Annotated in this window: 9 protein-coding genes; 1 reads left to right on the top strand and 8 read right to left on the bottom strand. The window is 45.9% G+C overall.

From position 1 onward, the window contains the following. Positions 1-221: 221 nt before the first annotated feature. Both ACTHY5_RS09075 and ACTHY5_RS09070 read right to left on the bottom strand, forming a co-directional pair. Positions 222-1,451: a conjugal transfer protein TraF gene (locus tag ACTHY5_RS09075; protein WP_441878890.1), complete on the bottom strand. Its 1,230-nt coding sequence runs from the start codon at positions 1,449-1,451 to the stop codon at positions 222-224. A gap of 218 nt (positions 1,452-1,669) precedes the next feature. Next, a complete protein-coding gene (locus ACTHY5_RS09070; protein ID WP_441878888.1) occupies positions 1,670-2,176 on the bottom strand; it encodes a DUF3087 domain-containing protein in 507 nt (168 codons plus the stop codon). 160 nt (positions 2,177-2,336) lie between these two features. Here ACTHY5_RS09070 and ACTHY5_RS09065 point away from each other — a divergent pair, with 160 nt between their 5' ends. Next, entirely contained in the window at positions 2,337-2,831 is a 495-nt protein-coding gene (locus ACTHY5_RS09065) for a LabA-like NYN domain-containing protein (RefSeq protein ID WP_441878892.1), read from the top strand. A gap of 49 nt (positions 2,832-2,880) precedes the next feature. Here the strand turns inward: ACTHY5_RS09065 and rplY are convergent, their stop codons facing one another. The 6 genes from rplY to ACTHY5_RS09035 form a co-directional block, all read right to left on the bottom strand. Beyond that, positions 2,881-3,168 (bottom strand): 50S ribosomal protein L25, encoded by a 288-nt coding sequence (rplY, locus tag ACTHY5_RS09060; RefSeq protein WP_441878887.1) that lies wholly within the window; start codon positions 3,166-3,168, stop codon positions 2,881-2,883. Between the two features lie 101 nt (positions 3,169-3,269). After that, positions 3,270-7,145: an ATP-dependent RNA helicase HrpA gene (gene hrpA / locus ACTHY5_RS09055; RefSeq protein ID WP_441878885.1), complete on the bottom strand. Its 3,876-nt coding sequence runs from the start codon at positions 7,143-7,145 to the stop codon at positions 3,270-3,272. Between the two features lie 756 nt (positions 7,146-7,901). Continuing rightward, on the bottom strand, positions 7,902-8,375 hold the full coding sequence (locus ACTHY5_RS09050) for a glycine zipper 2TM domain-containing protein (protein WP_441878883.1): 474 nt from the start codon (positions 8,373-8,375) through the stop codon (positions 7,902-7,904). A 141-nt stretch (positions 8,376-8,516) separates the two neighbouring features. Then, entirely contained in the window at positions 8,517-9,656 is a 1,140-nt protein-coding gene (locus tag ACTHY5_RS09045; RefSeq protein WP_441878881.1) for an MFS transporter, read from the bottom strand. Positions 9,657-9,749: 93 nt separating this feature from the next. Beyond that, the gene (locus ACTHY5_RS09040; protein ID WP_441878879.1) at positions 9,750-10,490 is read right to left on the bottom strand and encodes a hypothetical protein; all 741 of its coding nucleotides are present in this window, start codon (positions 10,488-10,490) and stop codon (positions 9,750-9,752) included. A gap of 74 nt (positions 10,491-10,564) precedes the next feature. Continuing rightward, positions 10,565-12,042: DUF2813 domain-containing protein (locus ACTHY5_RS09035; protein ID WP_441878877.1), on the bottom strand; the 1,478-nt coding region annotated here is incomplete at its 5' end.

Genomic DNA, 12,042 nt, shown 5'->3' with positions numbered 1-12,042 from the left:
TGCTCCATGCTATATCGGCACTCACGCCATCCATGGCGCTCGGAAGTCATGTGTTGAAGCCAATACGATTGGTATTATAGGTTGGTATAACAGCTCTATCATTAAGTTTGATGCGCAATAAAAAAGCCCCAGCAGACAAGTATCTACTGGGGCTAGCTTATCACTGATATAGGGGTCAGCAATGTGCGATCATTCTTGCAACGTTATCAGTCAATAAAGGATTAAAACGTATAACTCATCGTTACTGCAGCACCCAAGGCATCGTCAGAGCCAACAAAGCCTGCTAAATCTAGGTGAACAACATTAAAAGGAGACAGCCCAATACCTGCTGTAAATACGTTTGGCAAATCACCTTTAATGTCAGCACGGTAACCGGCACGCAGCTGTGCCCAATCCCATGCATTTAGTTCTAAACCGGCACCTGCATACTGAGATGACTGTACATGTGTAAAGCCTTTGGTTTCGGTTAAATCAACATCTGCCGCTAAAGTGATTAATCGGCCGCGATATGCCGCACCAGCACTAACAAGCGGGCTTACTTTATAAGTATATGCCTGACCGTCCACTTCTTTTGTTTTTATATCACGTGCAATGAGGTTGCGCGCGCTTAAACCAAAGGTGACGTGGCTAAAATCAACCGCTACCCCTAAGTCGGCGTTAAAGCCGGTGTCACTGTCACGATATTTACTATCATTAATATCATCGGTTTCAAAGTTAGTAGCGTTAACATTGTAGTTAAAGGTATCGACTTTTTGCAGTTTTGGCGTTACCCCAAAATGCACCGGCACCCCTTGAATATCTACAATTTTGGCCACTGCCAAACCGTAGTCTTGTACTAGTGCCGCTACCGCACGGGCTTCTGATTTAAGCTCCTTAAGCCCCTCATTCGTCAAATTAGGATCATTAGGATCAATAGTCCCGTTGGCAATGCCCTCTAACTTACCAAGGTCATCTTCATGCACATGTGTTGAAATAGCAACCGAACCATACCCATTGGCAAATAAGCTAGCAGACCCCCAGCGTGTGGGCAGCGTGGCTACAATATTAACCCCTACGTTGGCATCAACTTGTTTATTATCAATAGCGCGTAAGTCATCCGCAACGGCCTTCGCACTTTGCTGCACATCCGGTGCATTAAAATCAATATCTTGCTCAAAGCGATCGTAACTATCAGATAAATCGTCAAAAGCATCAATCAAGTCATCTTTATCACTGGCTTGAATACCTATGCTGGGTAACACCAATGAAAAATCATCTGTTACTTTATCATCTTTCGCTACTAAGGCTGGGTTAACTAAAGCTGCTACGCCGTAATGCGAGCTAGCCACACCCACTCCGCCCATGGCGTCGTTTCTGGCATCAAAATAGGTGTTTGCCGCAAAGGCTGAAGTGGTTAAAACCGAGGTGCCTAAGGCTAAAGCAATAGACATTGAGAGTGTATTTTTTGACATGTTTAAATTCACATAGGTATATGATTGATAGGCGCGAATGATACCATTATTTGCCTCACCTTAAATAACTAAACCCTATAATATGGTCATTTCAGAAGCTTTGTCGCAACAATATACTTGTTACAGCACAAAATAACTGAAAACCACTTAATTCAATCACATAATGTAAATAAGCTAGGAGCTTTCTGCTATTAATGCCAAGCAAAGAGGGTTATATTTTAAAAATTCTGTAGTAACGTTTCGTTATACTTATCAATATTTAAGCTAACGTGATATTTTTCTGCGAGATTATTGAGTTCGGTTTGCTTAACAGCCAGTTCATCCATAATCAAGGTGTTATCATCTAGCTTCCATAATAAACGTGATCCCGAATAACTGTATTGCAGTATCAGCATGGCATCTGGGTTGCCCTGCTTAGCGGCTGCTTCTATTTTGCGCATTTTACGGGTGATTTTATTCAATGACTGCTTGAGCTGCCATACATAATAAACTTCAGTAAAATAGGGATGATGGCGATATTTATATAAAATAAATCCCACCAGTGCTGCGCTTACCAGTACGCCAATCGCATTCCAGTGAAAATGGCTGCCACTGGGATCGGGAAATAAAGCAATAAGAGTGTAAGAAATTAGTAAACTCAATATGGCTAAACAGAGAGCACAACCGAATAGTAGCTGATTAAAATGTTTACGATAACGGGTTTTATCTACTGATATTAACTTCATGAGCGACGGGTACTTAGCTAAATAAAATGATGGATAATTGTAACTGAAATACGCCTTAGCCACCACGGTTTGTACGCTAGACTCCATAAGAGCCTTGCTCAAAATGCACGCGCTACTCTGTTAACCTTGTGGCTCTCCCCCAATAGTGGATCATAATGTGATGTATCAAAAACAGGCAGAACAAGAAACCCTTGCAATTTTTGTTGATGTACAAAATGTGTACTACACCTGTCGTCAAGCACTTGGGCGCAACTTTGACTATAACGCCTTTTGGGCAAAGGTCACTGCTAATCGTAAGGTGGTTGCAGCATATGCTTATGCCATTGATCGTAATGATGAAAAACAACGCCAATTTCAGCATATTTTGCGTGCCATTGGTTTTGAGGTAAAACTAAAGCCTTTTATTCAACGCCAAGACGGATCAGCTAAAGGGGACTGGGACGTGGGGATCACCATAGATATGTTAGAAAGTGCAAAACTGGCTGATACATTAGTGCTGGTGTCCGGTGACGGCGATTTTGCTATTTTAACTGATAAACTAAGAACGCATTACGCTAAGCGAGTAGAAGCTTACGGCGCCCCTGCCCTGACCGCTAACGCCTTAATAGAGGCCGTTGATCAGTTTATCGCCATTGATGATTCTCTTTTACTGTAGCCAACAAAAAACCGCCCGAAGGCGGTTTTTTTCTGTCTTTTATTCGCAATTAAGCGCGAATGAAATCCAGGTGAGTCAGCTTAGGCTTGAAGGGGTGACGCTGTACGTCTTGAACTTTAACCTTCACTTCTTTGCCATCAATCACTAGAGTCAGTACTTCGCTGTAAAACGCATCTTCAGCTTGGGCAATGATCGCTTTTTTGTGATCCAAAGCAACAGCGACTGGCTCTTGGCCTGCACCATAAACAATGGCAGGTACTTTATCTTCATGACGCAGGCGGCGGCTCGCACCTTTCCCCAGGTCTGAACGAACTTCTGTTTCGAATACGAATGACATAATTTTCTCTCTATAAGGTTAGTGGCAAATGCTGCGACCGGCATTTGCCTGTAAAAATCGCGCGGATAATAACATGCACCACAGGCGACCACAAGATAAAGTCACAGCTCACGTATTTGTTGCAAAATTCGTTTATCAGATATGGGGTAGGCGGTGCCTAAGGTTTGAGCAAAATAAGAGACCCGCAATTCTTCTATCATCCAGCGGATTTCGGCCACCTCATTCGATAATGGTTTACCTTTAGACTGCTTATTAAGCAGTTGCTGATAAGCCGCTTGTACCTGCCCAACTTTTAGCAACTGCACTCTATCGCGCTGCGGGTCGACAGGCAGTTTCTCTAAGCGTCGCGATAACGCAGTTAAATAACGTCCAATATCCCTTAATTTTTCACTGCCCGTGGCCGTTACAAATCCGCGAAAGATCAAACCATCTAATTGCGCTTTAATATCAGTCATCGCCATGGCTTGAGACAAATCAATTTTGCCCTTTAGCTGCTTTTTAATGCTATGAGCCTGACTGAGTACCGCTTCAACTTGTACGGCAATGTTAGCCACAGTGTGGTTTAGTTCGCTCGCAACCTGCTCTTTTAGCTGTTCAAACTCAGTGGGCGACCAAGCGGGGGCACCATATTGGCGCATTAAAGCTTCTATGCCTGCTTGAATGCAATCATCCACTAAATCCAGCACTTTACCGTAGGGGTTAAAGTACAATCCAAGTTTAGCCTTATTGGGTAACTTCTCATGTAAATACTTAATGGGGGACGGCAATTGCAATAACAGCAATCGGCGCTGCCCTTGCCACATGGTCTGGGCTTGACTGAGCTCATCTTCGCATAAGGTGAGCGCAACACTGGTTTTATTATCAACCAGTGCCGGATAGGCTTTCACTTCAAATCCGGCGCGTTTGGCAGCATAGGTTTTAGGAATGGTACGATCAGGAAACTGCTGTAAGTTGTCTTGCTCAAATCGATCGTCATCCACCACTTGGGTAAGTGCAGTTTGCACTTGGCCTTGCAACGACAACTTAATCGCCTCTAAATCACGCCCAGCAGCCAAAGTGTTACCTTTAGCATCTTGCACACAAAAGCGCATCAGTAAATGCACCGGCAACGCCTGCCAATTCCACTCCTCTCTTGGTACTGTTACCCCAGTCATTCGACGTAAGTGCTTTTCTACTTGATCAAGCAATTCCCCTTCAAACGGGGTCACTGCCGACAACACCGCCTCGGCAAAGTTGGGCGCCGGCACAAAGTGTTTACGCATCGGTTTAGGCAAAGATTTGATTAAACTCACTATCAGCTCTTGGCGTAACCCTTGTACCTGCCACACAAAAGGCGCAGCCGTTACCTGATTGAGCAGAGGCAACGGGATTTGCACCGTGACACCGTCTTCTTCTAACCCTGGCTCAAATTGGTAGCTTAATGTGAGGTTAACGCCATCATGTTGCCATGTGTCGGGGTAATCTTGTGCTGTTACCTTACTTGCGCGCTCGTTGAGTAGCATATCTTCACTAAAATGCAGCTGCTCGGGCGCTTCTTTATAAGCGTTTTTCCACCACTTATCAAAATGGCGAATTGACACTATATGCTCAGGCAAGCGTTCATCATAAAAGCGAAACAGGGTTTCGTCGTCAATGACTAAATCACGACGACGTGACTTATGCTCTAGCGCTTGTGCTTGATCAAGCAAGGCGCGGTTATCATGAAAAAAAGCATGGCGCGTATTTAGCTCACCTTCAACTAATGCTTGGCGAATAAATAACTCACGGCACAATGTCGGGTCAACCTCGCTATAATTGACCCGCCGGCGCACGACCACCGGCAAGCCAAATAAGCTTTGGCTTAAATAGCCCATGACTGCCCCTTGGCGCTTTGACCAATAGGGCTCACTATAACTGGATTTAAGTAAATGCTTTGCACCGCGCTCTATCCAATCTTGCTCAATACGCGCAGCGGTACGGCCATATAAACGATGGGTTTCAGTCAGCTCGGCCACCATCACCCAACGGGGCGGCTTTTTGGCTAATGATGAGCCAGGCACTAATACAAAACGAGCGTTTCGCGCACCGATAATGTCTTTTTTATCACCGTCGCGCAGCCCTACTTGGCTTAACATGCCGCTCAGTAACGCCTGATGCAGGCTATTGTAATTTGCCGGTTCGCTATTAAGCGAAAAGCCCAGCTCTCGTACCACTAACCGCAACTGGCTGTAAATATCCTGCCACTCACGCACTCTTAGGTAGTTTAAATACTCCCTAATACATTGCTTGCGAAACTGATTGCCACTTAGCGCCGTTTGTTGCTCTTTAAGATGATTCCACAGATTAATGTAGGCCACAAAGTCTGAGTCTTTATCGGCAAAACGACGATGCATTTCTGCTGCCGCTTGTTGCTTATCTTGTGGTCGCTCTCTGGGGTCTTGAATACTTAACGCGGCGGCAATGACCATAACCTCGGTTACACAGCCTTGCTCACGGGCAGCGAGCACCATACGCGCCAATCTAGGATCAACCGGTAAACGCGCCAAATCGGCCCCCAAAGGCGTTAAACGCAAGTCCCCCTGCTCCCCTAACACGGCACCTAATTCTTCGAGCAGGCGAATACCATCACTAATGTGTTTGCGCTCAGGGGCTTCAACAAACGGAAAGCCCGAAATATCACCTAAGCCTAATGCCAGCATTTGCAAAATCACCGAGGCCAGATTAGTGCGCAGTATTTCAGGATCGGTAAATTCGGGGCGGTTTAAAAAGTCATCTTCACCGTATAAGCGAATACAAATGCCCGCCTCTACTCGTCCGCAGCGCCCCATGCGCTGATTGGCACTGGCCTGAGAGATAGGCTCAATAGGCAAGCGCTGCACCTTGGTGCGATAAGAATAGCGACTAATGCGGGCCGTGCCGGGATCAATCACATAGCGAATGCCAGGCACAGTCAGTGAGGTTTCAGCCACGTTGGTGGCCAGCACAATGCGCCGCCCGGTATGAGATTGAAAAATGCGGTTTTGCTCGGCATTGGACAGCCGAGAATACAGCGGGACGACTTCTGTGTGGCGTAGCGCTAATTTATTGAGCGCATCGGCGGTGTCGCGAATTTCCCGCTCACCATTCATAAAAATCAGAATGTCGCCGGGGCCTGCTTGGGTTAACTCGGTCACCGCATCAAAAATACCCTGTAGCTGATCTCGGTCGCGGTTATCATCCACCAAAGGCCGGTAGCGCAACTCAACGGGGTAGGTCCGCCCCGACACACTAATAATAGTCGCTTGATTAAAGTGCTGAGAAAAGCGCTCAGGATCTATGGTAGCCGAGGTAATAATGATTTTTAGATCGGGGCGTTTGGGTAACAACTGCTTAAGATAGCCCATGGTAAAGTCGATATTAAGACTTCGTTCATGAGCCTCATCAATAATAATAGTGTCGTATTGGCGCAGCATACGATCTTGCTGAATTTCGGCCAGCAGCATGCCGTCTGTCATCAGTTTAACTTGGGTTGAATCACTGACTTTATCGTTAAAGCGGATTTTGTAACCAACACGCTCGCCTAACTCACACTCGAGCTCTTGGGCTAACCGCGCCGCCACACTGCGCGCCGCCAGTCGTCTTGGCTGCGTATGACCAATGGTGCCATCAATACCCAAGCCAAGCTCAAGGCACATTTTAGGGATTTGCGTAGTTTTACCCGAGCCAGTTTCACCGGCAATAATCACAACTTGGTGATCACGAATCGCTTCCTTAATTAGCTCACGTTTATCACTAACCGGCAGCTGCGGCGGAAAATGAATCGGCTGAGTAAGCAGTGTTTGGCGGCGACTACGCTCGGCCATAGAAATAGCCATTTGTAGCGCAATTTTCTCAAGCACTGTCTGCTGCTTAGCCGCAGGTAGTTTAGCCACCCCTTGCAAGCGACGGCGAAAGCGACCCCGTTCGGCCCCTCTGCATTCTTTTAGTCTTGTCTGCAACTGCTCAACCGACTGCGCCAAACCCTACCCCAACTCTCCAATAATAACTGGCGCTTAGTTTATCAGAAATGTGCTCTCAAAGAATCGATAACACGGGTCATTATCAACCACCATTTAAGTCAAACTAGTTAGCTAAGACAGATTACCTCATTTATGCGACTGCACACCTAAAAATGCCAAGTAGAGGCAGAAGCTATCTTATTGATGCTTTAATAAGCAAAATATAGCGGGCCACATATAACTTAATTTATGCAAAGCTCTTTTTATATCAAACTATGCAACCAAACCAAGTCACCGCCTCTTTTACCACCAAATCGTTCAACAAACCAAACACCCCCTTAACTTACTGATAGAACAATAAAAATAAGATAAAAAAAGCATAAACCTAAGACTAACGTTAGTGTAAAAGCAGAACCACCAGCACATAGACTAGCAAAAATAAGACTTACGTCTAATAAACCCCTCCTAACCTAACTAAACAACAAACATAGATTGAAAAGAGACCATAAACACGCTATATTGAACCTACAGACCACAAGTTGAGGAAGGCTAAAAATGAAAGAGCTAGTGATTACCGTCATTTTTACAGTTGGCGTTGCTTTAGTCGCTGTTTCTGCCCCTTCCTTGGCACAGATGTAAATGAGCCCAGGAAGACAGGACTGTAAGACATAAAATAATAACGATAATAAAAAATCGTACAGTGAAAATAAAATCAGTTTCACAACAAAAAGGCACCCTAGGGTGCCTTTTTGTTGTATTGCTTATGTCGCGAGCCGCTTAATAAGGCGCTACGCTGAGGTTTCTGCCTGATCCGACCAAACGCACTCTTTGCCCTGGCTGCCAGTTACGATCCGCTTTTTGCACGATCACCAAATTTTCACCATTATCGGTGCGCACTTCAATTTCTACGGCTTTAACTTGATTAACTTTATCTTCGGCTCGTGAACCTACCATGGAGCCTGCGATAGCACCCACTGCGGTTGCCAAAGCTTGCCCTGAGCCACCGCCCACTTGGTGCCCTAAAATGCCGCCTACTGCACCGCCGCCTAATGTACCAATGGCATTCGGATTTTTATCTCCTGACTGAATAAGCACAGGGCGCACTGAACTTACTGTTGCATAAGTCACGCTTTGTGCTTGCTTAGCCGCACCGCTGCCATACACATCACCTGAGTAAACATCAGGGTTGGCACACCCTGCTAGGCCAAATGCCGCCACCATGGTCAGTGCTGATAATGTTTTTAGTCTCATATTTCCACCCTTCTAAATACTATGTGAGTATTATTCTACTCTTATACTAACATAAACCTGTACACACTAGGTTGAATGTTAAATATAGCAAAGGCCAACACTCGATCGGCCTTTAGCAACATACGATGAATAAACGCCAATTTATATGGTGGTGCCCACCGGCTTGTTGCTTAATAAACGCATCATCAACAACCATATCCCCCAGCCTGTGACTAACAAAATAACGAACAAAAATAACCCAGCCTGAAACCGCTCTAGCATCATGCCCGCCATCATAGGTCCCGCTAGTGAACCTAAGCTATAGACGAACATCAACTTTTGCGTCATTTTTACCAAGGCTCTGCCGTTCATCTTGCCACAAGCATAAGCCATGGTGGTGGGATACAAGGTAAATCCACCGGCTCCCAACAGGGCGAACGCCAATAATAATATGCTTTTTCCCTCACACTCCCACAACAGCAAACAGCCGATACCGATCATGGCCGTTTGTACTGCCATCATGGTTTTTTGGCCAAGTCGATCTGACAAAGTGCCATTAGGTAGCTGAAATGCCATGCCGCATAAAATAAGCCATGCCATATAAAGGCCAACCTCTTCGCCTAAAGCCAACTGCTTTAGCTGAATAGGCATCAAAGAAGACAAGACTCCTAATAACATCCCTGCCACCAAGCAACCGACTAAGCCTAATGCACGCTCAGACCGAGGAGGCTTACTATTAGCCACCATACTTGTTGTGGGATCACCGTTTAAGTCTGGGCGCTGCGTCCAATAAAGCGGCACAACAGATAACAGACATAAACCGGCAGCTAAACAAAATCCCAGTATGCCCGATAATGGGATCCAATCGATAAACAGCTGACTAATGCCATAGCTAAAATAATACACCAGCATATAACGCGCCATAGAACGAGAGCGCTGGTTTAAGGGGGCAACACCCAATACCCAGCTTTCTACCGCGACAAAGCCAATCGCGGCAGCAACGCCTGCAAACATGCGCAGTATTAACCACAGTGGTAATAAATCCGTCCAAGTTAAAGCTAACGCGGCCAGCGCCATGGTGACACAGCACAGTATTAAGGCACTAACATGCCCGCAGTACTGAATAAACTTATCGGCAAAAAAGCTAGCACCAAACATCCCCAAATAGAAAGCAGAGCCGACTAAGCCCACTTGTGCGGCAGAGGCTCCTTGTGCATTCAAATACACCGCCACCAAAGTAAGCAAAAACGCATTACCCAAGGTAAGCAGTATTAAATGAAAATAAAGGGGAACTAAACGCATAACGCCTCCGAATTTTGAGGCGCGCATGTTAGGAAGAAGAGACAGTTAAGTACAACGAGAAAAATTTACTCTAATCTGCAATTTTTTTGCTGTTTAATTTATGTTAACTGATAACTGCCAGATAATGCCCTGCCCCACGGTTAGTGCACCTAATATTAACAAGGCGGCAACCGCAATCACTGGTGGTTTAGTCTGTTGCTTTCGTAACAAAGGCACTAACCAGATCATAGCACCCAATAAAATGGCCCCACACAGCTGACCAAACGGCATAACCAAGCTCTGCACAGGCACAGCGACCGTGGTAGCTTGCTGCATCAACAGGGTTTGTATCAACAAGTAGATCACTAACCCCAGAGAAAAGCCGATGCCAGCCAATGGTAATAATCCATTAAATGCCTGCAAGCGGTGTTTAGCCCGTACCATAATAAGATGAGCAAACACACAGCCCCCAGCACCGGCCATAAAGATAGCCGCCGGCCCCACTCTAAATACTAATGCAGCGCCATACATTAATACCAACACTAATGCCGGAACATGCCACGCTAAAGAAAGGCTACGCTTACCTTGTAAACGAGCCTGATACAAAACACCCGCCAGCCCTATCACTAAGCTGGTACCTCCTAGCCATAACAGAAATGGAGGTACTTTAGCTTCTACCGACAACATAAGGGCTAAGCCAAACACAGCCCAAACTGACATTAAGCCATCACTGATGCGTCGTCGTTGCCCTGGGCATAAATCACCATTGCGTAATATCCACAGTAATAATACCAAGGCCGCCATGGCAGTAAGTGCCAAGGGCGCAAAAAGTCGCGCCGCCAAGTGTTCAGTCATTTATTATTCTCCAAAAGATAAAGAAAGCGAAAAGCGGCTACAACGTCAGTCATAGAGCTTCAAGCTATGTCATGCTAGCCTTGTTTTCGGGCATTCGCGACAATTCGAGCAAACATGCGCCTGAGCTCTGTCGGCACTCTTTTTACACCTTGTAGTTCAATAGCCTCTATTATCGCTAGCGCCATACCCGGCTTAGTGCGTCGACTGAGTGCACGCTCTATGATCCGATTGATTGGAGTATGAGCATCATATATTTGTGCCTCTTCACGAAATACAGACTCTAACCCGTTATCAAATAAATAACGCTCAATATCAATATTAGGTAGTACGGTAAGGTGATTTGTTTCACGCTCACCTCGCAGCAGGCTACGCACCCCTTGGGCATATTTTTGTCCCGCTTCATCTCCGTCAGTCAGCAGATGCCAACCAATGCCAAAATCTCGGGCCACCTTAATTAAGGGGCTATAGCCACATTGTGCAAATTCAATAATACGAATGCCTTCTGCTGGCAGTATATAGCCACAAATTCGCGCTAACTCATTGAGCAACCAAATTTCAGTTTCTCCCTCAACCAATAGCCAATAGCGCGCAAATAACGACATAGGGCGATTAATACGCACATGAAAGGCAATGCGGCGCATATCTTCGCCGTTGTACTTTTCATTACCAATACGAAAACTTTTGGTTTGGTGTGGCTGGCGCACTAAACGGCGTAAATGATGCAATGGAAATGCCGAGAGTAAGTCACCTGAGTTAGTTGTTACCAGTTTTTGTCCGGGAAAACGGTCTAAAATCCCCCAGGTCACCGCCAACATAGTGGGATGTAAGCGGCTCTCGGGGTCTTCAATCAAAAGTAACGGCCGTGCGCCGGTTTCAATAGGTCGCCCACCGCGCGCTTGCAAAATAGTGTGGGCTACGGTGGACAATGCTAAAGACAAGTTACTTTCTTCACCTTTAGGCTGCCAGTTATTCAACTTACCCAGTTGGCTTAGGGTAACGGGGTGAATAGCAATATCGCGCGCCCGCCTTGGGGCACGGCTAGTCGCCCCTTGTGGGGTAAAATAGTGTTCCAGTAATTGACGTAGCGCGTCTAAACCGGCCTTAATATCTTGTTGAGGAAGGTTGTCTTCTTCGGCTAATTGCTCACTGAGCTGGTTTAGTAGCTGTTCATAGTCTCCATTTAAATTAACAATAGGTAAATCTTGTGGAGTACCTCGCGAATCTCGCAAACGAAACACTGGGTTCATTTCAATTAATTGATGTACTAACTGCTGGGCATTATCAAGCTCAAGTGCCATTCCTGTGGCATTTGTAAAACCATGATGACTGATAATTTTTTGCCCTGTACGGTTAGCTGTCGCGCGATAATGCACTCGATGAAAGCCATCTTTGTGCTTTACCCACACCGGCTCAAGGCGCGCTAAGCGAGAGGAATGCTCACTAATACCGGGCCTATGCTCACGATAAGTCAGTACTATTTGCAGCTCATTAATGGCTTGCTCGGAGTCAGAACGGTAGAAATCTTCTTCTACAAACTGATAACAGCAGCCGC

The sequence above is a fragment of the Oceanisphaera sp. genome, assembly GCF_052084945.1.
In the GTDB taxonomy this organism is placed as follows: domain Bacteria; phylum Pseudomonadota; class Gammaproteobacteria; order Enterobacterales; family Aeromonadaceae; genus Oceanimonas.
Note: the sequence above shows the minus strand (reverse complement) of the source record. Positions and strands in the feature narration are given on the sequence as shown.

Bases quoted from the DNA above. Each gene is read 5' to 3' on its own strand.
- ACTHY5_RS09075 (WP_441878890.1), bottom strand. From the start codon at position 1,451: ATGTCAAAAAATACACTCTCAATGTCTATTGCTTTAGCCTTAGGCACC.
- ACTHY5_RS09070 (WP_441878888.1), bottom strand. From the start codon at position 2,176: ATGAAGTTAATATCAGTAGATAAAACCCGTTATCGTAAACATTTTAAT.
- ACTHY5_RS09065 (WP_441878892.1), top strand. From the start codon at position 2,337: ATGTATCAAAAACAGGCAGAACAAGAAACCCTTGCAATTTTTGTTGAT.
- rplY (WP_441878887.1), bottom strand. From the start codon at position 3,168: ATGTCATTCGTATTCGAAACAGAAGTTCGTTCAGACCTGGGGAAAGGT.
- ACTHY5_RS09050 (WP_441878883.1), bottom strand. From the start codon at position 8,375: ATGAGACTAAAAACATTATCAGCACTGACCATGGTGGCGGCATTTGGC.
- ACTHY5_RS09045 (WP_441878881.1), bottom strand. From the start codon at position 9,656: ATGCGTTTAGTTCCCCTTTATTTTCATTTAATACTGCTTACCTTGGGT.
- ACTHY5_RS09040 (WP_441878879.1), bottom strand. From the start codon at position 10,490: ATGACTGAACACTTGGCGGCGCGACTTTTTGCGCCCTTGGCACTTACT.